Origin of the sequence: Delftia sp. K82 (genome assembly GCF_002193035.1) — a bacterium.
In the GTDB taxonomy this organism is placed as follows: domain Bacteria; phylum Pseudomonadota; class Gammaproteobacteria; order Burkholderiales; family Burkholderiaceae_C; genus Comamonas; species Comamonas acidovorans.
The window spans coordinates 283,955-307,347 of sequence record NZ_MYFL01000005.1; the positions used below are offsets into that span (position 1 = coordinate 283,955).

General features: G+C 66.5%; 16 protein-coding genes and 1 riboswitch. Of the genes, 6 read left to right on the forward strand and 10 right to left on the reverse strand.

The window, feature by feature from the left end; all coding sequences use genetic code 11:
- Positions 1-46: 46 nt before the first annotated feature.
- From KDK82_RS28145 to KDK82_RS28155, 3 genes are all read left to right on the forward strand, one after another.
- Positions 47-709, forward strand: coding sequence for a nitroreductase (locus KDK82_RS28145; protein WP_013803520.1), 663 nt, complete (start codon positions 47-49; stop codon positions 707-709).
- A 64-nt stretch (positions 710-773) separates the two neighbouring features.
- A riboswitch (TPP riboswitch) is annotated at positions 774-899 on the forward strand.
- A gap of 265 nt (positions 900-1,164) precedes the next feature.
- Complete coding sequence (gene thiC, locus KDK82_RS28150; RefSeq protein WP_012204233.1) at positions 1,165-3,108, forward strand: phosphomethylpyrimidine synthase ThiC; 1,944 nt, start codon at positions 1,165-1,167, stop codon at positions 3,106-3,108.
- A gap of 334 nt (positions 3,109-3,442) precedes the next feature.
- Positions 3,443-4,495, forward strand: a complete 1,053-nt coding sequence (locus KDK82_RS28155) for a porin (RefSeq protein ID WP_088166810.1) — start codon at positions 3,443-3,445, stop codon at positions 4,493-4,495.
- A 25-nt stretch (positions 4,496-4,520) separates the two neighbouring features.
- Here the strand turns inward: KDK82_RS28155 and KDK82_RS28160 are convergent, their stop codons facing one another.
- The 6 genes from KDK82_RS28160 to yjgA form a co-directional block, all read right to left on the reverse strand.
- Positions 4,521-5,900, reverse strand: coding sequence for an efflux transporter outer membrane subunit (locus tag KDK82_RS28160; protein WP_088166811.1), 1,380 nt, complete (start codon positions 5,898-5,900; stop codon positions 4,521-4,523).
- A gap of 1 nt (position 5,901) precedes the next feature.
- Positions 5,902-7,848, reverse strand: a complete 1,947-nt coding sequence (locus KDK82_RS28165; protein ID WP_088166812.1) for a MacB family efflux pump subunit — start codon at positions 7,846-7,848, stop codon at positions 5,902-5,904.
- Positions 7,849-7,850: 2 nt separating this feature from the next.
- The gene (locus KDK82_RS28170; protein WP_088166813.1) at positions 7,851-9,032 is read right to left on the reverse strand and encodes an efflux RND transporter periplasmic adaptor subunit; all 1,182 of its coding nucleotides are present in this window, start codon (positions 9,030-9,032) and stop codon (positions 7,851-7,853) included.
- A 189-nt stretch (positions 9,033-9,221) separates the two neighbouring features.
- Positions 9,222-10,433 (reverse strand): ABC transporter substrate-binding protein, encoded by a 1,212-nt coding sequence (locus KDK82_RS28175; RefSeq protein ID WP_012204238.1) that lies wholly within the window; start codon positions 10,431-10,433, stop codon positions 9,222-9,224.
- Between the two features lie 207 nt (positions 10,434-10,640).
- Entirely contained in the window at positions 10,641-11,246 is a 606-nt protein-coding gene (gene mog / locus KDK82_RS28180; RefSeq protein ID WP_013803515.1) for a molybdopterin adenylyltransferase, read from the reverse strand.
- Entirely contained in the window at positions 11,239-11,916 is a 678-nt protein-coding gene (gene yjgA, locus KDK82_RS28185) for a ribosome biogenesis factor YjgA (RefSeq protein ID WP_034391380.1), read from the reverse strand. The genes mog and yjgA overlap by 8 nt, the downstream gene beginning before the upstream one ends.
- A 66-nt stretch (positions 11,917-11,982) precedes the next feature.
- Between yjgA and pmbA the strand changes: the two genes are divergently transcribed.
- Positions 11,983-13,392 carry a metalloprotease PmbA gene (gene pmbA / locus KDK82_RS28190; protein ID WP_012204243.1) on the forward strand — a complete coding sequence of 470 codons (1,410 nt, stop codon included), beginning with the start codon at positions 11,983-11,985 and terminating at the stop codon, positions 13,390-13,392.
- Positions 13,393-13,446: 54 nt separating this feature from the next.
- On the opposite strand, the gene KDK82_RS28195 is transcribed toward pmbA, so the two are convergent.
- Positions 13,447-14,286: a fumarylacetoacetate hydrolase family protein gene (locus KDK82_RS28195; RefSeq protein ID WP_088166814.1), complete on the reverse strand. Its 840-nt coding sequence runs from the start codon at positions 14,284-14,286 to the stop codon at positions 13,447-13,449.
- A gap of 358 nt (positions 14,287-14,644) precedes the next feature.
- On the opposite strand from KDK82_RS28195, the gene KDK82_RS28200 reads away from it, so the two are divergent.
- Positions 14,645-16,393, forward strand: a complete 1,749-nt coding sequence (locus KDK82_RS28200; protein WP_088166815.1) for a methyl-accepting chemotaxis protein — start codon at positions 14,645-14,647, stop codon at positions 16,391-16,393.
- An 8-nt stretch (positions 16,394-16,401) separates the two neighbouring features.
- Here the strand turns inward: KDK82_RS28200 and KDK82_RS32320 are convergent, their stop codons facing one another.
- The 3 genes from KDK82_RS32320 to KDK82_RS28210 form a co-directional block, all read right to left on the reverse strand.
- Positions 16,402-16,947, reverse strand: a complete 546-nt coding sequence (locus KDK82_RS32320) for a hypothetical protein (protein ID WP_016453827.1) — start codon at positions 16,945-16,947, stop codon at positions 16,402-16,404.
- A complete protein-coding gene (locus KDK82_RS32325) occupies positions 16,910-17,461 on the reverse strand; it encodes a hypothetical protein (RefSeq protein ID WP_143343526.1) in 552 nt (183 codons plus the stop codon). Before KDK82_RS32325 ends, KDK82_RS32320 begins: the two co-directional genes overlap by 38 nt.
- A gap of 238 nt (positions 17,462-17,699) precedes the next feature.
- Positions 17,700-21,071 (reverse strand): mechanosensitive ion channel domain-containing protein, encoded by a 3,372-nt coding sequence (locus tag KDK82_RS28210; protein ID WP_088166816.1) that lies wholly within the window; start codon positions 21,069-21,071, stop codon positions 17,700-17,702.
- Between the two features lie 372 nt (positions 21,072-21,443).
- On the opposite strand from KDK82_RS28210, the gene KDK82_RS28215 reads away from it, so the two are divergent.
- The gene (locus tag KDK82_RS28215; RefSeq protein ID WP_012204247.1) at positions 21,444-23,366 is read left to right on the forward strand and encodes a PrkA family serine protein kinase; all 1,923 of its coding nucleotides are present in this window, start codon (positions 21,444-21,446) and stop codon (positions 23,364-23,366) included.
- The last annotated feature ends 27 nt before the right edge of the window (positions 23,367-23,393 follow it).

Below are 23,393 nucleotides of genomic sequence, written 5' to 3' on the forward strand. Positions count from 1 at the left end.
CAAAGATCCCCAAGATCCCCCAAGAAGACCGGAGACTCCGACCAGCATGAACGTTGAACAGGCCTTGCATGCGCGCCGCTCCGTGCGCGCCTTCCTGCCCCAGTCGCCCGATGCGGCGCTGGTGCGCTCCCTGATGGAACAGTCGGCACAAGCGGCCTCGGGCGGCAACCTGCAGCCTTGGCGCGTGCTGGCGCTGACGGGCGAGCCGCTGCAGCAACTGCTGACCGCCGTTGCCGAAGCCGAGCCCCAGGACGCCCAGCCCGGCCTGTCCTACCCGCCCAACCTCTGGGAGCCCTACCGCAGCCGGCGCTTTGCCAATGGCGAGGAGCTGTACCAGTCGCTGGGCATTCCGCGCGATGACAAGCCCGCGCGGCTGGAGCAGCTGGCGCGCAACGGCCAGTTCTTCGGCGCGCCCGTGGGCCTGATCGTGGCGGTGGACGAGCGCATGGGCCTGCCGCAATGGGTGGACCTGGGCATCTACCTGCAGTCCTTCATGCTGCTGGCCTGCGCCAATGGCCTGGCCACCTGCGCCCAGGGCTTCTGGCGCCGCTACAACGATGCCGTGACCCAGGCGCTGGCGCTGCCCGAGGGCTACCACGTGGCCTTCGGCATTGCGCTGGGCTACGAGGACAAGGAAGCACCCATCAACGGCTGGCGCGCCACGCGCGCACCGGTGGCCGAATGGGCGCAGATGCGCGGCTTCGACTGAGCAGGGCTTTCAAGGCCCCTGGGCAAACCCGCAGGGCAAGGGCGCCTTGCCATCCCCTATACTGCGCTCTGCTCCGGGGTGTGCTGATGCACTGAGATGCCAACCGGTCCATGCGCTGCATGGGCCAGGCGGCGAACCCGACGAACTTGATCCGGTTGATACCGGCGGAAGAAGAGCGGGACCCTGAAGCGGGGCCGAAGTCAGAGGATGGAAATCCGCCACGGCGGATACACGCAGGGCCGCAACGGCCTGGCAGGCCACCATCCGAAGCACATCGACCCTTGCCAACCAAGGCTGCTCGTGCGCCTTGGCGTGCGTGGCAACCAGGGGCCAAGGCCATACGGCCCTGGCAGGCCCACACTGGCATAGCCCGGTGCGCGGCCTTTGGCACAGCCCAAGGAGTGTCCGGTTCCCGGAGCGTTGTTGATCGACGCTTTGAACGCAAGGAACCCGACATGAACGCTCCCGATTCCATCTTCACCCCCGCAGCCGGCGAAGCTCCAGACGCACAGCGTTTTTCCGACCTGCTGGCGCAGTCGCGCAAGCCGTTCCCGGCCTCCACCAAGAGCTATCTGCAAGGCAGCCTGCACAGCGGCCTCAACGTGCCCGTGCGCGATATCCAGCTGACCAATGGCGAGCAGGTCAGCGTCTATGACACCTCGGGCCCCTACACTGACCCGGCCGTGGCCATCGACGTGCGCAGCGGCCTGCCAGGCGTGCGCAATGCCTGGATCGAGTCGCGCGGCGACAGCGAGTACTACGCCGGCCGCCTGCGCCAGGCCCTGGACGACGGCGGCAAGCGCGGCGAGGAAGACGAGCGCGTGGCCCGCCTGCGGGCCGAGGCCGCATCGCTGCAGCGCCAACCGCGCCGCGCCAAGAGCGGCGGAAACGTCACACAGATGCACTACGCGCGCAAGGGCATCATCACGCCCGAGATGGAATACGTGGCCCTGCGCGAGAACGGCCGCCGCGAATGGATGGCCGAGTACCAGCAGGACGCCGCGCGCGAGGCGCGCCTGGCCGGCAACGGCCTGGGCGCCGCCATCCCCAAGATCATCACGCCCGAGTTCGTGCGCGACGAAGTGGCGCGCGGCCGCGCCATCATCCCGGCCAACATCAACCACCCCGAGATCGAGCCCATGGCCATCGGGCGCAACTTCAAGGTCAAGATCAACGCCAACATCGGCAACTCGGCCGTCACCTCCAGCATCGAGGAAGAGGTCGAGAAGCTGGTCTGGGCCATCCGCTGGGGCGCGGACAACGTGATGGACCTGTCCACCGGCAAGAACATCCACACCACGCGCGACTGGATCATCCGCAACTCGCCCGTGCCCATCGGCACCGTGCCCATCTACCAGGCGCTGGAGAAAGTGGGCGGCATCGCCGAGGACCTGACCTGGCCCATCTTCCGCGACACCCTGATCGAGCAGGCCGAGCAGGGCGTGGACTACTTCACCATCCACGCCGGCGTGCGCCTGGCCTACATCCACCTCACGGCCCAGCGCCGCACGGGCATCGTCTCGCGCGGGGGCTCCATCATGGCCAAGTGGTGCATGGCCCACCACCGCGAGAGCTTCCTGTACGAGCACTTCGAGGACATCTGCGACATCATGAAGCAGTACGACGTCAGCTTCTCGCTGGGCGACGGCCTGCGCCCCGGCAGCGCCTCGGACGCCAATGACGAGGCCCAGTTCGCCGAACTCAAGACCCTGGGCGAGCTGACCCAGCTGGCCTGGAAGCACGACGTGCAGACCATGATCGAAGGCCCCGGCCATGTGCCCATGCACATGATCCAGGCCAACATGACCGAGCAGCTCAAGCACTGCCACGAGGCGCCGTTCTACACCCTGGGCCCGCTGACCATCGACATCGCCCCCGGCTACGACCACATCGCCAGCGCCATCGGCGCGGCCATGATCGGCTGGTTCGGCACCGCCATGCTGTGCTACGTCACGCCCAAGGAACACCTGGGCCTGCCCGACCGCGACGACGTCAAGCAGGGCATCATCGCGTACAAGATCGCGGCCCACGCGGCCGACGTCGCCAAGGGCCACCCCGGCGCCCGCGCCCGCGACGACGCGCTGAGCCAGGCCCGCTTCGACTTCCGCTGGCAGGACCAGTTCAACCTGGGCCTGGACCCCGACACCGCCCAGGCCTACCACGACGAAACCCTGCCCAAGGACAGCGCCAAGGTGGCGCACTTCTGCTCCATGTGCGGCCCCAAGTTCTGCTCCATGAAGATCACCCAGGAAGTGCGCGAATTCGCCGCTGCCAAGGGCGTTGCCGAGCAGGAAGGCATTGCCGCCGGAATGCAGGCCAAGGCCGAGGAATTCAACCGTGCGGGCGGGGAGTTCTATATCCCCATCGTGGCGGCCAGCAGCGATACGACGGCGCGTTGATCGCGCGGCATTGAGCCGGTCCGGGCTGCGTGCAATGCGCGGCCCGGTGGCCGCCGTGGATGGCGCGGCGGCCTTTCCTTGGGAAAACACCTAGCGGTCCGTGATGGCTGAGGATCAGTCCGTCGCCGAATCGTTTATCTCCAGCCACCTTCTCCCACCGAGAATTCCATGGCCAGCCGTTACCGGCGTTGCCCCGCAGGCTTCGCAGGCACAAGAACAAGAACGCGCTGACTGCACGGCCGCAGTTTTCACGCGTGGCCGGCAAGGATTTCAGTACGCCCTGGCCCTCGTGGCGAGGGCTTTCGCCAACTGGCAATCGGGAGGAGGAGACGACATGGCTAGAAGAACCATTCAATGGCTGGGCACGGCGCTTGCATTGGGCACGGCCCTGGCGGCCCAGGCCCAGAGTTCGGTCACGCTCTATGGGCGTGTGGTCGCGGGGGTGGACTACCAGAGCAATGTGTACGACCCGGCCACGGGGGGCTCTGGCAATCTGTGGCGGGCGGTGGGCAACCAGTGGGGCACGAGCATGCTGGGTTTCAAGGGGGAGGAGGACCTGGGCGGCGGGCTGCATGCGCTGTTCACGCTGGAGTCGGGCTTCAGCATCGACGATGCCAGGTTCAACGGCGCAGGTTTCTTCAACCGCCGCACCTTCGTGGGCCTGCGCAGCGGCTGGGGCACGCTGAAGCTGGGCAAGGACCTGTCGATCTCGGATGCGCACTGGGCGCTGGACCCCACGGGCCAGCAGTTCATCGGCTCGGCCACGCTGGTGCGGGGGCGCAACTGGGGCGGGCATGACAACATGATCTCGTACGAAACGCCCAGCTGGGGCGGCCTGCGCGTGCTGGCGCTGACCGGTCTGGGCGAGCAGCCGCAGGGCGCATCGCGGCTGCGCAAGGATGCGCTGTCCGTGTCCTATACCGCGCCCACGTTCGAGTTGCGCGCCATCTACGATGTGGCCCGCGATGCCAATGGCCGCTTCAGCGATCTCTACACCACCTCCCGCAACCTGACGCTGGGCGGCACGGTGACGCTGTCCGCGCTCAAGCTGTTCGCGGGCTATGAGCAGCTGTCCGCGCCCGACAGCGCGGCTGGCGTGCCCAACAAGGCGCGGCAGTACTGGATGGGCGCGCGCTACAAGGTGTCAGGCCCGCTGACGCTGATCGGGGCGGGCTACCGCACCACGGTCAACAACGGCGGCGGCAGCGCCAACCTGTTCATGGCAGGCGCCGACTACGCGCTGTCCAGGCGCACGCTGCTGTACGCCAGCGTGGGCAATGTGCGCAATGGCGGCAATGCGAACTTCTCGGTGGAGACCACCAACAACAACCCGGCGCCGGGCGGCAGCCAGACCGGCTTCTACGTGGGCATGGCGCATTCGTTCTGACTCTGGCGGACCCTGGGTGGTGGCTTCAGGAAGCCGGCCACCCTCCGCCTAGGGCCTTGTGCAGCGTGAGCTGGTTCTGCAGGCGTGCCAGGTGCAGCGCGGACAGGGCCAGCTGCGCTGCGCGGCGGCGCTCCTGGGCGTCCAGCCAAGTGCGCAGCGGCACCTGGCCGGCGCGGTAGCGCGCCTCGTACAGCCGCGTGATTTCCACGGATTCCTGCGTGGCGCGCTGCTGAGCCTCTTCCTGGCGGGCCAGTTCGGTGCGGGCGGACAGGGATTTTTCCGTTTCGGCCAACGCGGCGTACAGCGTTTTGCGGAAGTTGACCACCGCCTCTTCGTACTGGCTGCGTGCAATGGCGGTGTTCAGCCGCATCTCGCGCACATTGAGAAAAGGCAGGGCCAGGTTGGCGCCCAGGGCCGCCACGGGGTTGGCCAGCACATCGAGCAGGGTGCTGCTGGAGGTGCCCAGGCTGCCGGTGAGCGATAGCCGGGGGTAGTAGCTGGCGGCCGTGGCATCGCTGCCGGCCAGGGCGCCGCGCAGCCGCAGTTCGGCGGCGCGCAGGTCGGGGCGGCGTCCCAGCAGGTCGGCGGGCAGGCCTGGCTGCACGGTGGGCAGGTCGGCCACGGGCAGCGCCAGGGGCTCGCCACCGGGCGGCTCGGCGCCCTGCAGCAATTCGGCCAATGCCTGGCGCAGTTCGGCGCGGGCCTGGGTGTATTGGCTCAGCAGGGCCTGCTGCTCGGCCAGGGCCTGCCGGGCCTCGCGCAGCTCCAGGCCGGACACTGCGCCGCTGCGGTACTGGGCCTGCACCAGGTCGATCGTGCGGCGCACGTACTCCAGGCTTTGGCGTGACATGTCCAGGCGCTCGTTGGCCAGCGCCAGTTGCCAGTACAGGCTGGCCGTGGTGGTGGTCAGCGACAGCGCCACGGCATCCTTGTCCTGCACGCTGGCCTGTGCTTCGAAGACGGCGGCATCGCGCTGCGCGCCCAGCCGGTCGAACAGGTCCAGCTCCCAGGCCACGCCCAGTGTGGCGCTGGCGTTCTCCAGGGTGCTGCGCTGGCTGCCCGACAGCGGGCGGCTGGCGCCCGTGCCTGCGCTGCCGCTGGGCTGGGGCAGCAGCGCATGGCCTGCCAGTTGCGCCTGCAGCGCGGCACGCCGCACGCGGATGCCGGCCGTGGCCATGTCAGGGTTGCGCGCCAGCGCCAGGTCAATCCAGGCATCGAGCCGCGGATCGCCGAAGCCGCGCCACCAGGCATCGGGCATGGACGTGGCTGCCGGGGACGATGCCTGCGCATGTTCGAACTGCGCGGGCAGCGCCACCTGGGGCGCTTCGTAGGGGGTGCGCGTGATGGCGCCGCAGCCGGAAAGGGCCACGGCGCATGCCAGCGCGCTGGTCTTGAGCATATGCATGTCAATCTCTGGAGAGGGCCTGGACGGGGTCCAGGCGCGCCGCGCTGCGCGCGGGCAGGAAGCCGAAGGTGATGCCTATGAGCGAGGAGCAGGCGACGGCCAGCACGATGGAGGCGGCCGAGAACGACAGCTGGAAGCTGGAGCCCGACAGGCTCACTGCCAGGCCCAGGCCCAGCGCCAGAGAGACACCCAGGATGCCGCCCACGATGCAGACCAGCACGGCCTCGATCAGGAACTGCTGAAGGATGTCCGACTGGCGCGCGCCGATGGCCATGCGCACGCCGATCTCGCGCGTGCGCTCGGTCACCGACACCAGCATGATGTTCATCACGCCGATGCCGCCCACCAGCAGCGCGATCATGGCGATGGCAGAGACCAGCAGCGTCAGCGTGGTGCTGGTGCGCGTGATGGCCTGGCGGATCTGGTCGGAGTTCCAGACGAAGAAGTCCTTGGTGCCGTGGCGTTCCGTGAGCAGGCTGGTGGCCGCCTTCAGTGCGATCTCGGCCGGCACCTCGTCCTTGATGCGCAGAGTGATGCTGTCCAGGTGGTACTTGCCGACCAGGCGCGTGGCGGCCGCTGTGTAGGGCACGAAGAAGGTGGGCGTGGAGCCGCCGAAGCTGTTTTGCGCGGGGCGCAGCACGCCCACGATCTCCACGGGCATCTCGCCCAGCATCACCACCTCGCCCAGCGGGCTGGGGTTGCCGGGGAAGAGCGCGGTGGCGGTCTTCTGGTCGATGACCGCGACCTGGGCGTGCAGGTCCACGTCGCGCTGGTCGAAGAACCGCCCTGACGCCAGGCGCAGGCCCTTCACCCGGAAGTGCTCGAAGCCCACGCCCGTCACCTGGGCCATGGCCGCGTTCTCGCGGTACAGCGCCGTGACGCTGACCGACACATTGGGCGTGGCGCTGTCCACGTAGGGCTGCTCGGCCAGGGCCTGGGCATCGGCGGCAACCAGGGTCTCGATGGCGGCGGCGCGCGTGTCGCCGAAGTCCTTGCCGGGGAAGATGTCCAGCGTGTTCGTGCCCAGCTCGCTGATCTGGTTCATCACCTGCTGCTGCGCACCGCGCCCCAGCGCCACCACCGAGACCACGGCAGAGATGCCGATGATGATGCCCAGCATGGTCAGGAAGGTGCGCAGGCGGTGCGCGTTCATGGCCCGCAGCGCCATGCGCAGCGCTTCGCCGAAGCGGTCGCCGAACATGCGCCAGGAGGCGGCGCGCGGGGCGGCTGTGGCCTCCAGCGGGGGCTTGCTTTCATGCGGGGCGCTGCGCCGGTCCGCGATGATGGCGCCGTCGCTGATCTCGATCACGCGCGAGGCGTGGGCCGCCACGGCCATGTCGTGCGTGACCAGGATGATGGTGTGGCCGTCGGCATGCAGCTCCTGCAGGATGCGCATGACCTGCTCGCCGCTGGCCTTGTCCAGCGCGCCCGTGGGCTCGTCGGCCAGGATGACGGCGCCGCCGTTCATCAGCGCGCGGGCGATGGACACGCGCTGCTGCTGCCCGCCCGACAGCTGGCCCGGCCGGTGCTGCATGCGGTCGGCCAGGCCCAGGCGTTCGAGCAGGGCGGCCGAGCGCGCATGGCGGTCCGTGGGCGCCGTGCCGGCGTAGACCGATGGCAGTTCCACATTGCCCTGGGCCGTGAGGTCGGCCAGCAGGTGATAGCGCTGGAAGATGAAGCCGAAATGCTCGCGCCGCAGCGCGGCCAGCGCATCGGGGCCCAGCTCGCCGGTCTCGCGGCCGGCGATGCGGTAGCTGCCCGAGGTCGGATGGTCCAGGCAGCCGAGGATGTTCATCAGCGTGGACTTGCCCGAGCCCGAGGCGCCGACGATGGCCACCATCTCGCCGGCCTCGATGGTCAGGTCGATGTCCTTGAGCACGGCGACCGTGGTGTCACCGGCGGGGAACTCCCTGCGCAGTCCCCGCATTTGCAGCAATGGCTGGTCCATGCTCACATTCCCATGGGGTCGGCGGCGGGGGCGTTGCTCGGGCCCGCCTCGCCGATCACCACCTGCTCGCCTGCCTCCAGGCCCGACAGCACCTGGGCCTGGGCATTGGTGCGCAGGCCGATGCGCACCTTGCGCTCGGCGACCTTGCCTTCGCCGTCGCGCACGCGCACGGTGTAGCTGTCGTCCTCTGCCCGGCTGCCCAGTGCGGCGGCCGGCACCAGCACGGCCTTGTCGGCCTGGGCCACGCGCACGGTGACCTGGGCGGTCATGGAGGGGCGCAGCTTGCCGTCCGGGTTGGGTACGTCGAACTGGGCGTTGTAGTAGATGGCCTTGGCGGCGGGCGTGGCCGCAGCGGGCGAGGCGCCGCCGCCCGCGTCATTGACGATGGAGGTCGGTGCGGGCTCGATGCGCTCTATCTTCGCCATGTGTTTTTGGCGGTTGCTGCCCAGCGTGGTGAACCATGCGGTCTGGCCGAGCTGGATCTTGTCCACGTCGGCCTCGGCAATCTCGGCACGCACGGTCATCACGTCGAGCTTGGCCAGCATGACGATGGTGGGCGTGGTCTGGAAGGAGTTCAGGGTCTGGCCCTGCTTGGTGACCACGGCCACGATCACGCCGTCCATGGGCGCGACGATGCGGGTGTAGCCCAGGTTGATGCGCTCGGTCTCCACCTGGGTGCGTGCCTGCTCGATCTGGGCCTGCAGGGCGCCGACCTCGGCCTGTGCCGTGTCCAGCGCCGCCTTGGCGGCCTCATGGTCGGCGCGCGAGGTGGCGTCGGCCTGCAGCAGTTCCTGCTGGCGCTGGAAGGTGAGCTGGGCCTGGACGAGGGCCGCGCGCCGCGCGGCCAGCTGGGCCTGCAAGGCGGTGACGGACGCCTCTGCATTGCGCAGCTTGATGCGCTGCGGCTGGGCATCGACTTCGGCGATCAGGTCGCCGGCCTTGACCTGCTGGCCCAGTTCCACATGCAGGCGCTTGACCTGTCCGGAGACCTGGGCGCCCACGGCAACCAGCTCCTTGGCATGCAGCCGGCCTACGGCCAGCACGGTCTGCTCCAGGTTGCCCACGGTGACGGCGGCCGTCGCGTACCGGGTGGCGGGCTTGGCGCTGGCCTTCCACAGTGCGCCCCCGGCGATGATGCAGGCACCCACCACGGCGCCAATGGTCCACTTGCGATTGAACTTCATTCTTCCCCTGCCGCGCGGTCGGCCGCAGGGGAAGAAGTTCCTGCCCGGCGCCGCGCCCAATGCTCGAACTTACCAGTCTGGCGCGGTTCGATGTCCCGGCATTGACCAAGGCATGGAGATTCAGTGGAGAAAAGCGAGGGGAGGGAGCAGCCGGGCTGCCCCCCGGCTCACCGCAAGTTCAGCGCCAGTTCAGCGCCAATATTGGCACTTGCTCTCGGCCTTGGTGGTCCAGACCTGCTCGGCAGGCAGCTTCTTGACCAGCTTGTAGTAGTCCCAGGTGCCCTTGGATTCGGCGGGGGATTTCACTTCCATCAGGTACATGTCGTGCACGTAGCGGCCGTCCTCGCGCAGGTAGCCACTGCCGAAGAAGTCGTCCATCTTCATGCCGCGCCAGGTGGCCATGACCTTGTCGGCGTCCAGCGTGCCGGCCTTCTCCACCGCCTTGAGCCAGTTCATGGTGGCCGAGTAGTCGGCCGCCTGGATCTCGCTGGGGCGGCGCTGGGTCTTGGCCATGAAGGCATCGGCGAACTTGCGCGAGGCATCGTTCATGTCCCAGTACCAGCTGGTGGTGAACTGCATGCCCTGGGTGTTCTTCAGGCCCAGGCTGTGCACGTCGGTGAAGAACACCAGCAGGCCGGCCAGCTTCATGTCCTTGGTCACGCCGAACTCGCGCGCGGCCTTGATGGAGTTGATGGTGTCGCCACCCGCATTGGCCAGGCCCAGGATCTGGGCCTTGGAGTTCTGCGCCTGCAGCATGAAGCTGGAGAAGTCGCTGGCGTTCAGCGGCGTCTTGACCGAGCCCAGCACCTTGCCGCCGCGCGCCTCGATTATCTTGGTGGTGTCCGCCTCCAGCGCATGGCCGAAGGCATAGTCGGCCGTCACGAAGTACCAGCTCTTGCCGCCGGCCTCCACCACGGCCGCGCCCGTGCCCTTGGCCAGGGCCACGGTGTCGAAGGCGTAGTGCACGGTGTAGGGGCTGCACTGCTCGTTGGTCAGCGCCGAGCTGCCCGCGCCGTTGTCGATGAAGACACGCTTTTTCTCCTGCGCCACCTTGGCCATGGACAGGGCCGTGGCCGAGTTCGTGCCGCCAAACACCAGGCTGATGCCCTGCGTGTCAATCCACTCGCGCGCCTTGCTGGCGGCAATGTCGGCCTTGTTCTGGTGGTCGGCCGTCAGCAGCTCGATGGGCTTGCCCAGCAGCTTGCCGCCGTAGTCGTCGATGGCCATCTGTATCGCCACGGCGCCGTTCTTGCCCTCGACATCGGCATAGAGACTGGACATGTCGGTGATGAAGCCGATCCGAACCTTGTCCTGCTGCGCCAGGGCCGGCGTTGCCAGTGCGGCGGCGCACAGTGCCAGGGCCAGCGGTGTCATCAGCGATGTCTTGGGGCGTTGCTGCATGAAGTCTCCTTGCTTTGGATGGAAAAAGCCCGCTGCTGTTGCGCAGGGGCCGGGGTGATTCCATGCTGGCAGGGACAAGGGCCTGCCGCATTGGGGCAAGCACGGGCTTGGTGGCCCCGGTGCGACAGTCAGGCCGTGCGGCCGCAAAAAAGGCAGCCCTGAGGCTGCCTTGTTGGATGCACCTGAGGGGCCTCCTGGCCCTGGACCTCAGTCAGCAGTGCGCGGCGCGCGCACGGCATTCTTGGGCCGGAACGCCTTGCACACGCTGTCATCCGTTTCCAGATAGGGCCCGCCGATCAGGTCCACGCAATAGGGCACGGCCGCAAAGATGCCGTTGACCGTTTGCGTGCCATCAGGGTTTTGCAGGCCTTGCAGAGTCTCGGCAATGGCCTTGGGCTGGCCTGGCAGGTTGATGATCAGGCTCTTGCCACGGATCACCGCCACCTGGCGCGACAGAATCGCCGTGGGCACAAAGGCCAGGCTGATCTGGCGCATCTGCTCGCCAAAGCCCGGCATTTCCTTGTCGGCCACGGCCAGGGTGGCTTCGGGCGTGACATCGCGCAGAGCGGGGCCGGTGCCGCCCGTGGTCAGCACCAGGGAGCAGCCTGCATCGACCAGTTCGATCAGCGTGGCGCTGATGCCGGCCTGCTCGTCGGGGATCAGGCGCGGCTCGAACGTGATGGGGTTCCTGAGCGCGCGGGTGAGCCAGTCCTGCAGGGCCGGCAGGCCCTTGTCCTCATAGACGCCGCTGCTGGCACGGTCGCTGATCGAGACGATGCCGATGCGCACAGCGTCATGGACGGGTTCACTCATCGTCAGCTTCCTCGCCAGCGCCGTCACCGTCCTCGGCAGCCTCGCGGCCCGTGCCGCCCAACTGCTGGCGAACCAGCTGGAACAGGTCGCGGTAGGCGCGGCCCTTGCGCTGGGCCAGGCCGGTGGATTCCTGCACATTGGCCTCATGGGCGCCCGGCATGTCCTTGCGGGCCTGGCGGATCAGGGCGCGCAGCTGCTGGGTGTCGGTGTCGGGGAAATGGTCCAGCCAGATGGACAGGGCCGATTCCTCGGCAATCAGGCGGTCGCGCCATTGCTCGGCGGCGTGCAGGGCCATCTTCTCGGCGGCTGAGCCGTTGTGCTGCTCGTCCAGCGCGGCGCGCACGGCGGCGATCTCGGTCTCGTCCAGCTTGCGCATGAGCTTGCCGACGAATTGCATCTGGCGGCGCTTGCCTTCGAAATTGGTGATGCGCTTGGCCTCGGCCAGGGCATCGGCCAGCTGGTCGGGCAATTGCAGGCGCTTGAACAGGTCGGAGCGCAGCGTCAGCAAATCCTTGCCGAGGTCCTGCAAGGCGTCGGACTCGCGCTTGAGATCCGTCTTGCTGGAGTCGGGGGTGCCTTTGAGTTCGGCCTTGAGCTGCAGGTCGAGTTCGCTGCCTTCGGCAACGAAGTGACCTTTGACGTAGTAGCCTTTTTTGGGTTTGCGTGACATGGGGTAGGGGACAAATGCAGTGGCGGCGCGGAGAGCGCTGCAGTGGCGGCTATCATAGCCGCCGCTATGAAAAAACCCCGTCCCCGCTCGGCAAGCACCGCCAAACCGCAGGCTGATTCCGGCTTCAGCTACAGCCAACCGTTTTTTGAAGACTTGGTGGACCGTGCCCTGGTCCACGCCAAGAAGCTCGGCGCCACCAACGCCGGGGCCGAGGCTTCCGAGGGCTGCGGCCTGAGCGTGAGCGTGCGCAAGGGGGCTTTGGAGACCGTGGAGCGCAACCGCGACAAGTCGCTGGGCGTGACCGTCTACCTGGGCAACCGCCGTGGCAACGCCAGCACCTCCGACTTCTCGGATGCCGCCATCCAGCAGACCGTGCAGGCCGCCTACGACATCGCACGCTTCACGGCCGAAGATCCCATGGCCGGCCTGCCCGATGCGGCCGACATCGCCCAGCCCGGCACCCACCGCGACCTGCAGCTGTTCCACCCCTGGGACCTCACCAGCGAGGCTGCGGCCGAACTGGCGCTGCAATGCGAGGAAGCCGCGCTGCGCACGCACAAGCGCATCACCAACAGCGAAGGCGCGGGCGTCTCGGCCCAGCAAAGCCATTTCTTCAGCGCCCACACCAATGGTTTCCGTGGCGGCTACGCCAGCTCGCGCCACAGCCTGTCGGTGGCGCCCATCGCCTCGCTGCCCGGGCGCAATGGCGAGATGCAGCGCGACGCCTGGTACAGCTCCATGCGCAACGCGGCCGACCTGGCCTCGCCCGAAGCCGTGGGCCGCTACGCCGCCCAGCGCGCCCTGAGCCGCCTGGGCAGCCGCAAGATCCCGACCACCGAATGCCCGGTGCTGTTCGAGTCCACGCTGGCCGCAGGCCTGCTGGGCAGCTTCGTGCAGGCCGTCAGCGGCGGCGCGCTGTACCGCCGCAGCACCTTCCTGCTCGACTCGCTGGGCAAGCCCGTCTTCCCCAAGCACATCGACATCACGGAAGACCCCTTCATCCTCGGCGGCAAGGGCAGCTCGCCCTTCGACGAGGAAGGCGTGCGCGTGCAGGCCCGCAAGGTGGTGGATGCCGGCCGCGTCGAGGGCTACTTCCTGTCCAGCTACTCGGCCCGCAAGCTGGGCATGAAGACCACCGGCAATGCTGGCGGATCGCACAACCTGGTCATGACCTCGCGCCGCACCAAGGCCGGCGACGACCTGCCCGCCATGCTCAAGAAGCTGGGCACGGGCCTGTTCGTGATCGAACTCATGGGCCAGGGCGTGAACTACGTGACCGGCGACTACTCGCGCGGTGTCAGCGGCTTCTGGGTGGAGAACGGCGAAATCGCCTTCCCCGTGCATGAGATCACCATCGCCGGCAACCTCAAGGACATGCTCAAGGGCATCGAGGCCGTGGGCGCAGATGCCTACAATTACGGCGCCAAGACCGTGGGCTCGATCCTGATCAACCGCATGAAGGTGGCGGGCAGCTGAGCGCTGGTTCAGCTCAAAAATAAAGCGGCTTTTTGAAGCCGCTTTTTTGTGGATCTACACCACTCGCTGCCTCTGCACGCCCAGCCCCTCGATCCCCAGCTCCATCACATCGCCAGACTTCAGATAGCGCGGCGGCTTCATGCCCATCCCGACTCCCGGGGGCGTGCCTGTGATGATGAGGTCGCCGGGCTCCAGCGTCATCACGCGGCTGCAGTGGCTGATGAGTTCGGCGCAGCCAAAGATCATGGTGCGCGTGCTGCCGCTCTGGCGGCGCTCCCCGTTCACATCCAGCCATAGCTGCAGGGCCTGCGGATCGGGCACTTCGTCGCGCGTGACCAGCCAGGGGCCGATGGGGCCGAAGCGGTCGAAGCCCTTGCCCTTGCTCCATTGGCCACCGCTGCGGTCGATCTGGTATTCGCGCTCGGACACATCGTTGGCAAGGCAGTAGCCGGCCACATGCTCCAGCGCATCGGCCACGGACACATTGCGCGCGCGCTCGCCGATGACGATGCCCAGTTCCACCTCCCAGTCCATGCGCGTGCTGCCCTCGGGCAGGGGGATGTCGTCGTCGGGGCCGCAGGCGCAGCTGGGCCATTTGGCGAAGAGGATGGGCTCCTTGGGAATGGGCATGCCGGCTTCCTCGGCATGGTCGCGGTAGTTCAGGCCGATGGCGACGAACTTGGACATGCCGCTCCACGGCATGCCGATGCGCACCGGGCCTTGCACCAGGGGCAGCCTGGCGGGGTCGATGGCGGCCAGGGCCCGCAGCGCCTCGCGGCCCAGCAGGCGGGGCGTGTAGTCGTCCAACAGGGCGGACAGGTCGCGGATCTGGCCTTCGGCATCCAGCAGGCCGGGCTTTTCCTGGCCCTCGGGGCCGAATCTCAGCAGTTTCATGGAGTCTCCTCTGCAGTTCCTGGAGTGGGGCGCTCTGCCGTATGCAGGTGCTGTTGAGCAGCTGCGGGTGCGCAGATGCCGGCGCCCATTGTGAGGAATGTCTCGCACAGTCTGGGAATGACGGGGCCTCGTCGGTGCGCGGGATATCCATGCGCCCACTGCCTCCGATCACGACCGCTGGCAGCCCGATGCCTGCATGTCGGCAAGGCTCTGTCCTACTGGATGTGCAGGGTTTGGGAAGGCGATTCAGTTGATTCAAATTGTCAAATTTGTTCCTGAATGTGTTTCTTCCGTGCCAGCAGTCTGGCCGGTTTGCTTAGGTGGTTCGAGGGAGAGCGACGTGGGTTTTCTGAGGCGTATGAAGTTGGGAACCATGCTGGGCATGGGTTTTTTCGCGGTGATCGTGGTTTGCGTATGCGTGGCGGCCTTCGGCTGGATGAAGTTGCATGACCAGGGCGAGCAGCTGCGCGTGCTGGCCGAGGACCGCATGGGCAATCTGGCCCGGCTGCAATCGCTCAAGGACAACGCCAATGTGTCGGCGCGGGTGGTGCGCAATCTGGCGCTGATCACCGATCCGGCGCAGATGGCCGAGGAGAGCCGCCGGCTGGATGAGGTGGTTGCCAGGAACGGCCTGGTCATGAAGGAGTTGGACCAGCGCCTGCAGACCGAGCAGGCGCGCCGGCTCTTTGCCGACATACGGCAGGCGCGCCAGCCTTTCGTGGAGACCATGCGCCAGGCCGGGGACCTGGGCCTGGCCAACCAGGGCGATGCCGCCAGGGATCTGATCATGGGGCGCCTGCGCTCCTTGCAGACGACCTATTTCGATGCGGTCGAGGCACTGGTCGATTACCAGAAGGCACAGACGCAGGCCACGGTGGACGGCTCCCTGCGCCGCGTGGCCGAAGACGGCGTGGCCATGCTGGTGCTGACGCTGCTGGCCGCCGCGCTGGGCGGTCTGGTGGCCTGGATGATCACCAGGACGGTCAAGCAGCAATTGGGCGGAGAGCCCTCCTATGCCGCCGGGGTGGCGCGCCAGATCGCGCAGGGCGATTTGTCCGTGCGGGTGCAATTGGCGCCCGGAGACACCTCCAGCCTGCTGCGCGCCATGGAGGATATGAGGGCCGGCTTGGCGCGCGTGGTCGCCGATGTGCGGCAAAGCAGCGAATCCATTGCGACCGGCGCCAGCCAGATTGCCTCGGGCAATGCGGACCTGAGCCAGCGCACGGAAGAGCAGGCCAGCAATCTGGAGCAGACCGCCGCCTCCATGGAGGAGATGAACGCCACCGTCAAGCTCAATGCCGATACGGTGCGTACCGCCACCCAGCTGGCCGCATCGTCGAGCCAGGCCGCCACCGGCGGCGGCAAGATCGTGGACCGCGTTGTAGCCACCATGGAGCAGATCACCGCGAGTTCCCGGAAGATCGAGGACATCATCGGCGTGATCGACTCCATTGCCTTCCAGACCAACATCCTGGCGCTCAATGCCGCCGTGGAGGCAGCGCGGGCGGGCGAGCAGGGGCGCGGCTTTGCCGTGGTGGCATCCGAAGTGCGCAGCCTGGCCCAGCGCAGCGCGGGGGCAGCCAAGGAGATCAAGGCCCTGATAGGCGAGAGCGTATCCAAGGTGGACGAGGGCTCGGGCCTGGTGAGCGAGACGGGTTCCGCAATGAAGGACATCGTCCAGCAGGCGCAGCGCGTTGCCGACCTGATCGGCGAAATAGGCGCGGCCACGGCCGAGCAGGCCGACGGTGTGGCGCAGGTGGGCGACGCCGTCGTACAGCTCGACCAGGTCACGCAGCAGAATGCGGCCCTGGTCGAGGAATCGGCGGCGGCTGCCGCAAGCTTGAACGCGCAGGCTGCCAGGCTGGTCGATCTGGTCAGCCTGTTCAAGCTGGACGGGCTGTCCTCACCTGCCGATCAGGCTCCTGTCGCGAAGCCCGCCGTGGCCTCCGGCATGCGTGGTCTGCCTTCAGGTGCCGACAGCTTGCCTCGCCAGTCCGGGGCGCAGGCCGCCATGCGGGGCGACAGCAGATCCACATCCACGGCAATGCGGGTGCCTGGCCCCCGCACTGCAGCCGAGCGCGCTGGTGAGAACTGGGAAGTGTTCTGACCCTGTGTTCATCGGGCCGCGTTGTAGTACCAGTGCAGCGGCTCGCAGTCCATGTCGGGACGGCCAGCCGCTGCATAGGCCTGCAGGCAACTCACATGGTTTTCAATGCGCGTCTTTTCCTCTTCGGACAATGTTCCCAATACCATGTTGGCCGAAAGCGCAGAACGGTAGAGCTTGAGCGCGTAGTTCATGTCCAGTGGAAGCTTTTCTTGAATATCGCCCTCTCGCTTTCTGACCATGGCGAGCATTTGCAGTTTGACGTCCACATATCTATACAAGGCTTCGGGGGAAGGATAGAGTCGCATACTCGTTCCAAAGGATTTGGCGGCGGGAGACCATGCTTTACGTTGAAAGTCTTTCATGCCGTGCTGGTAGAAGTTCTGCGCCGCGGTTTGGTCTGCATGCCGATTTGTTTGAAGCCAGTTGCGTACAAAGTCAGCATCGCCCACCTCTTCCGATGCCAGGAGATCTTCTGGACTTTTTTCTTGTGCATAGCATCCAGCGAGAAGCAGGGCGCTAGCGAACCACGGAAACCATGCCAACAGTTTTGCCATCACCACTCCTGCAGAGAATTAGATATTGATAAAGTGAATTCCATTGCGCCGGATCCACGGTGATGCATCCGGCACTTTCGTGCCCTGGGTGCAGGTATCTATCGTTGCGAAAAGGAGTTGCACTTCCATTGTTGAGGAAAAACCAATTTTTGGCATAGGGTGTTTTATGTAAATATGCAGACCCTATTGAGTGTGGGAAATCTGGGATTTGAACAGGGTGCGTTCCTGTTTTAATAGGATTTTCGTCGTCTGTAAAAGCTCGGACACGACCCCCTGGATAGATCAGGGTCTTGCGGCTCAAAATGAATTGAATGATTGCAGCAGGCCGATATGCGGGAGCCTGTTTTCGGAGGTATCCCTGTTTCACAGAAAACCTGTTGCCACTTTCGACGCCCTCCTTGACGATGAAATGGTCGCGCCCATTCGAGCTGGATTCCATCTCGGTGGCAATATGCTCCGGCAGCGCAACAATAGCGCCCGAAGGCTCGCGCCTGACATTGAGCCAGCCATCCATTCCTGCACTGGTATATCTTCTTTCCGCCATTGCCCCTCCCAGGATTTGAAGCGTCCGCAGACATCGTTGTGAGATGCCGATTGTGTGCGGATTGCCATTCAGTTGGAGGAGGAAATGAAGGGGGAGGAAAATTTTCAGAATGATCCTAGGATATATGAGTCACGGTGATTTGAGGGTGGAATGCCGTGGTGCCCATGGCCCGCCACTCCATGGGTCGAGAGTGGCGGGTTTCAATGTCTCATGCAGCCGGCTGGGGCGGTGTCTGCTGCGCCGGCTGCCCCGCAGGATTTGCCGGCATGTTGCGCACATGCAGGTCCAGCTGCGGGAAGGCCACGGCAATGCCAGCGTCCTTGAGCCGGTCGTTGACGCGGCGGTTGAGGTCGTGGCGCACGGGCAGGCGGTCTTCGACCTTGCCCACGTAGGCGCGCAGCTCGAACCGCTGGCCGTTGCCTTCCAGCGCCATGAACCAGCAGTTGGGCTCGGGGTCGCGCAGCACCTGGGGGTGTTCCCTGGCAATGGCCAGCAGCATGTCGCGCACTCGCTCGGGGTCATTGCCGTGGGCCACGGGCACGTCGATCACCAGGCGGGTCACGTCGTCGCTCAAGGTCCAGTTCGTCACCTGGCCGGTGATGAAGGTCTTGTTGGGGATGACGATTTCCTTGTTGTCGAAGTCCAGCACCGTGGTGGCCCGCGTGCGGATGCGCGTGACGGTGCCGGTGAGGGTGTCGATGGTGATGACATCGCCCACGCGGAAGGGGCGCTCCACCAGCAGGATCAGGCCGGAAACGAAGTTGGCGAAGATCTCCTGCAGGCCGAAGCCCAGGCCCACGGTGAGCGCCGCCACCATCCACTGCAGCTGGCCCCAGCGCAGGCCCAGCAGCGTGAAGGCGCTGACCGTGCCCGCGATGGTGATGGCGTAGCGCGCCAGCGTGGCCAGGGTGTAGCGCGCGGAGCTGCTGATGCGGTTGGAGGCCGACAGCGTCACTTCCAGCAGGCCCGGCAGGTTGCGTGCAAAGCTGAAGGTGAGCAGCAGGATCATCACGCCCAGCAGCGCGTCCATCAGGCTCACGGGGGCGGCATGCGCAATGCCGTCGGCGCCGGTGTTGGTGGTGTACCAGAGCACCACGCCTTCCGAGCGCAGCAGCGCAGGCAGCACGGGCAGCCAGGCGTAGACCAGGGTCAGCACGACCAGCACCTGCTGCAGCAGGCCCAGCAGCCGGTGCGCCTGGGCGCCCACGGTGACCAGTGCCATCTGGGTGGCTTCGTCGGTGGGTGCCTTGCCGGTGTCCACGCCCGAGCCGCTCTGGGCCAGCCTGGCGGCTTCGCGCAGCCGGTTCAGCGCCAGGCGCCGTTCGCCCAGCAGCAGCCAGCGCCGCAGCAGGTTGACCACGACCTCGACCGCGCCCAGGAACACGAAGCTGGCCATCAGGGCCTGGATGAATTCGGTGGCCGTGTAGACATAGCCGAGCACGATGCCCACGGCCAGCGCGCTGAGCATGAGCATCAGCACCACGCTGACGATCTGGCCCCAGTGGATGCCGGGCCGCTTTTGCTGCATGACACGGCGAAAGTACAGCCAGGCCATCCAGGCCAGGCCCAGCGACAGCATGAGGATGGAGATGCGGCCCCAGGTGCTGATGGCGTGGTTGTCATGGCTGTAGAAGGCCAGGCCGCCCAGCAGTTCGGCGGGCACGATCAGCCAGGCGGCGCGGCGCACCATCTGGCGCAGCATCTGCACGCGAGCGGCCGGCCAGCCGAAGTGGGCCAGTGCCAGCCCGCCTGGGCAGAACAGGGCGTTGAGCAAGGTGGCCACGAAGATGAAATCGCTGAGCTGGACCAGGGTGGCGCCCAGCGGCTCCAGCGCCGTGCCCACGGTTTCGGGGCCTTGCAGCAGGCTGCCCAGCGCCGCGGCCGCAAAGCTCCAGGGCAGGGTGTAGAGCAGGCTCCAGCCCAGCGCGAGCAGGCTCAGCCCGAAGTTGTCGCGCATGAAGTCGCCCACGCGCACGGCGATGGACTGCAGCTGGCGCAGCGCGTAGCGGCGCAGGCCCAGCAGCAGGGCCACTATCAGGCCGACGGCGCCAAAGGCCCAGGGATCGTTCCAGATGCTGGCGGCCAGGGCGCGCGCGGTCTTCCAGGGGGAGCTGCTGCCTTCGATGTCCTGCTCCAGCGCCTGCCACTCGCTGAGCCAGGTGCGGTCCATAGGCCGGTGGCTGGGGAACCACAGCAGTTCCTTGTCCAGCACCTGGCGCAGTTCGTTGCCACTGCGCAGGGCGGCGCGCAGGGCTTCATCGGTCTGCTCCAGCACGGCAATGCGGCGCAGCAAAACGGGCTGCAATTGATCGGTGAGCGCCACCTGCCGGGCCAGCAGGGCGGTCTGCTGTGCCGAGGTGGAGGCATTGATGGCCGTGGTGGCGCTGGCGGCAGGTTCAGGTGCCGCCACGCCGCCTGCATCCGCAGCGTCGGCCGGGGCCTGTGCCGCCGTGTCCGCGCCGGGGTTCTGGCGCCATTTGCTGGAGTTGAACAGCATCAGCCGCAGCTCGGCCAGCTGGCGCTGCACGGCGCGGTGCCTGGACTGCAAGGTGTTGCCGGAGGACAGCTCCACGCGCTGCTGCCACAGCCACTGGCCCACGGCCGCGCTGCCACCGCCCAGCCGCAGGCGTGCCTGGGTGTCGCGCAGCGTGGCGCTCAATTGGTCGCGGACATATTCGTCATTGGCCAGGGTCTTGCGCTCCTGCGCCAGTTCATTGGAGTTCTTGAGGATCTGCGCGGCCAGCGCCGCATTGCGCTGGGCCAGGTCGCGTATGGCGGGATCGGCGGCGGAAGCGTGCTGGGCGGCCAGCTCCATCTCCTGCACCTGCTGCTCCAGTTGCTGGCGGCTGCGCTCGGCAATGCGCTGGGTCAGCCAGGCGGCGCGCGGCATGCGCTCCAGCAGCTCGCGGCGCTGGGCCTGCAACTGGGCGGCCAGCAGGCGCTGGCGGGCTTCGATGGTGGACTGCTCTTCCTGGCGCAGCGCCAGCTCCAGCAGGGCGCGGCGGTGCTCTGCGCTGCGCCGTGCCTGGCGGGCCTGGGTGAGGTCGGGGGCTTCGCCGGGCTCGGCGGTCACGGGCTCGGCGTTTTCCTGCGCGCGTTGCTGGAGGATGGACAGATCGATCCGCCCCGGGCCGGGCTGCGAAACCAGGTTGGCCTGGTCGGCCGCGGATTTTTCGATGCCCACCTTGAGTGCGGCGATGGCATCGCGCTCATCGGCCAGCAGGCGTTCCAGCACTTCCTGGCTGGCGTTGGCGGGAACGCGTTCCTTCCAGCGATCGAACAGGCTGCCCAGTTGCTCGTCGCTCAGCGGCGCGGGCAGGGTAGGCACGGGCGTGCGTGCCCTGGCGCGCAGGCGGTCCAGTTCCTGCGCCAGTGCATCGGCTTCCTTTGTGGCCGATGCGGCGGCATCCAGTTGGGCCTGAATGGCGTTGCTTCGTTCCTTGTCGGACGCGGAGCCACCGCCCAGCGTGCCCTGCAAGGCACCCAAAGGGCCTGCTGCCGGTGCGGCCTTGGCCAGGCCCGGTGCCAGCAGGGCGAGCAGCAGGCCGAGCACCAGGCACATGGCCCACAGCAGGTGCATCGGCGTCACGGCAGCCAGTTTGCGCGATGGGCGACCGGCGGCAAGTAGGGGGTTGTCGGCAGGAGACATCGGTTCTGAATTCGGGCCTGTGCCGCTGTGTGAGTGCGGACTATCATTTGTCAAAAGTGGGAGCGTCAGGCGCTGTATTCACGGGCCTTGCTGAAGGCCCGGCTGGCTGAAGCCCCTGTCCCGGCGCCGCAAAAAGCGGGGTAGTCCAGGAACCTGACATTGTGACCTCGCGCGCAATGCAGACATGTGGGACGTATGAGCTATTCAAAGCCGATGCAAGGTGCTACAACAGTTCCACACGGTAGCGAATGCCTTGCAACTTCGCGGCACTGTTCGCCCTCGGGTGCCGCCGGGAGAGGTCGTATGGATGTCATCAGCAACTCGGCTGCACGTTACGTTCGCCTTCGCGAAGAAGAGATGTCGCTGGACGAATTTCTCGCCCTGTGCCAGCGCGATCCCATGGCATACGAAGGTGCTGCCCAGCGCATGCTGGCAGCCATCGGCGAACCTGAAATGGTGGACACGCGCAATGATCCACGCCAGTCGCGGCTGTTTGCCAACAAGGTCATCCGGCGCTATCCGGCCTTTGCCGAGTTCTACGGCATGGAAGACTCCATCGAGCAGGTGGTGAGCTTCTTCCGCCATGCGGCCCAGGGCCTGGAAGAGCGCAAGCAGATCCTCTATCTGCTGGGTCCCGTGGGCGGTGGCAAGAGCTCCATCGCCGAGCGCCTCAAATACCTGATGCAGAAGGTGCCGTTCTACGCCCTCAAGGGCTCGCCCGTGAACGAGTCGCCGCTGGGCCTGTTCGATCCGGTGGAGGACGGGCCGCTGCTGGAGGAGCAGTTCGGCATTCCCCGGCGCTGCCTCAACCATGTGCTGTCGCCCTGGGCCGTCAAGCGCCTGGAGGAGCTGGGCGGCGACATCCGCCAGTTCCGCGTGGTCAAGCGCTATCCCAGCATCTCCAGGCAGGTGGGCATTGCCAAGACCGAGCCCGGCGACGAGAACAACCAGGACATCTCCAGCCTGGTGGGCAAGGTGGACATCCGCAAGCTGGAGAACTTCGCGCAGGACGACACCGACGCCTACAGCTACTCGGGCGGCCTGTGCCTGGCCAACCAGGGCCTGCTGGAGTTCGTGGAAATGTTCAAGGCGCCCATCAAGGTGCTGCACCCGCTGCTGACGGCCACGCAGGAGAGCAACTACAAGGGAACGGAAGGCTTTGGCGCCATTCCCTTCGACGGCATGGTGCTGGCCCACAGCAACGAGAGCGAGTGGAAGGCCTTTCGCAACAACCGCAACAACGAGGCCTTCCTGGACCGCGTCTACATCGTCAAGGTGCCGTACTGCCTGCGTGTTTCCGAGGAGGTGCGCATCTACGAGAAGCTGATCCGCGAGTCGTCCCTGGCCAGCGCCGTGTGCGCGCCCGGCACGCTCAAGATGATGGCCCAGTTCGCCGTGCTCACGCGGCTGAAGGAGCCCGAGAACTCCAGCATCTTCAGCAAGATGCAGGTGTATGACGGCGAGAGCCTCAAGGACACGGACCCGCGCGCCAAGAGCTTCCAGGAGTACCGCGACTATGCGGGCGTGGACGAGGGCATGTCGGGCATCTCCACGCGCTTCGCGTTCAAGATCCTGTCCAAGGTCTTCAACTACGACAGCACCGAGGTGGCGGCCAACCCGGTGCACCTGATGTATGTGCTGGAGCAGCAGATCGAGCGCGAGCAGTTCCCGGCCGAGCTGGAGACCAAGTACACCAGCTACATCAAGGAGTACCTGTCGCCGCACTATGCCGAGTTCATCGGCAAGGAAATCCAGACTGCCTATCTGGAGAGCTACAGCGAGTACGGCCAGAACATCTTCGACCGCTACGTCACCTATGCCGACTACTGGATACAGGACAGCGAGTACCGCGACAACGATACCGGCGAGGCCTTCGACCGCAACGCGCTCAATGCCGAGATGGAGAAGGTCGAGAAGCCCGCGGGCATTGCCAATGCCAAGGACTTCCGCAACGAGATCGTCAACTTCGTGCTGCGCGCGCGGGCCAACAACCAGGGCAAGAACCCCAGCTGGACCAGCTACGAGAAGCTGCGCGTGGTGATAGAGAAGAAGATGTTCTCCAATACCGAGGAGCTGCTGCCCGTGATCAGCTTCAACGCCAAGGCCAGTGCCGAGGACGCGCGCAAGCACGAGGACTTCGTCACCCGCATGGAGGCCAAGGGCTATACGTCCAAGCAGGTGCGCCTGCTGTGCGAGTGGTACCTGCGCGTTCGCAAGAGCAACTGACGGGTGGGTGCGCCGCCCTTCGGCGCG

Excerpts from the sequence above, each read along its gene's own strand:
- KDK82_RS28145 (WP_013803520.1), top strand. The coding sequence starts at position 47 with ATGAACGTTGAACAGGCCTTGCATGCGCGCCGCTCCGTGCGCGCCTTC.
- thiC (WP_012204233.1), top strand. The coding sequence starts at position 1,165 with ATGAACGCTCCCGATTCCATCTTCACCCCCGCAGCCGGCGAAGCTCCA.
- KDK82_RS28155 (WP_088166810.1), top strand. The coding sequence starts at position 3,443 with ATGGCTAGAAGAACCATTCAATGGCTGGGCACGGCGCTTGCATTGGGC.
- KDK82_RS28160 (WP_088166811.1), bottom strand. The coding sequence starts at position 5,900 with ATGCATATGCTCAAGACCAGCGCGCTGGCATGCGCCGTGGCCCTTTCC.
- KDK82_RS28165 (WP_088166812.1), bottom strand. The coding sequence starts at position 7,848 with ATGGACCAGCCATTGCTGCAAATGCGGGGACTGCGCAGGGAGTTCCCC.
- KDK82_RS28170 (WP_088166813.1), bottom strand. The coding sequence starts at position 9,032 with ATGAAGTTCAATCGCAAGTGGACCATTGGCGCCGTGGTGGGTGCCTGC.
- KDK82_RS28175 (WP_012204238.1), bottom strand. The coding sequence starts at position 10,433 with ATGCAGCAACGCCCCAAGACATCGCTGATGACACCGCTGGCCCTGGCA.
- mog (WP_013803515.1), bottom strand. The coding sequence starts at position 11,246 with ATGAGTGAACCCGTCCATGACGCTGTGCGCATCGGCATCGTCTCGATC.
- yjgA (WP_034391380.1), bottom strand. The coding sequence starts at position 11,916 with ATGTCACGCAAACCCAAAAAAGGCTACTACGTCAAAGGTCACTTCGTT.
- pmbA (WP_012204243.1), top strand. The coding sequence starts at position 11,983 with ATGAAAAAACCCCGTCCCCGCTCGGCAAGCACCGCCAAACCGCAGGCT.
- KDK82_RS28195 (WP_088166814.1), bottom strand. The coding sequence starts at position 14,286 with ATGAAACTGCTGAGATTCGGCCCCGAGGGCCAGGAAAAGCCCGGCCTG.
- KDK82_RS28200 (WP_088166815.1), top strand. The coding sequence starts at position 14,645 with ATGAAGTTGGGAACCATGCTGGGCATGGGTTTTTTCGCGGTGATCGTG.
- KDK82_RS32320 (WP_016453827.1), bottom strand. The coding sequence starts at position 16,947 with ATGGCAAAACTGTTGGCATGGTTTCCGTGGTTCGCTAGCGCCCTGCTT.
- KDK82_RS32325 (WP_143343526.1), bottom strand. The coding sequence starts at position 17,461 with ATGGATGGCTGGCTCAATGTCAGGCGCGAGCCTTCGGGCGCTATTGTT.
- KDK82_RS28210 (WP_088166816.1), bottom strand. The coding sequence starts at position 21,071 with ATGCACCTGCTGTGGGCCATGTGCCTGGTGCTCGGCCTGCTGCTCGCC.
- KDK82_RS28215 (WP_012204247.1), top strand. The coding sequence starts at position 21,444 with ATGGATGTCATCAGCAACTCGGCTGCACGTTACGTTCGCCTTCGCGAA.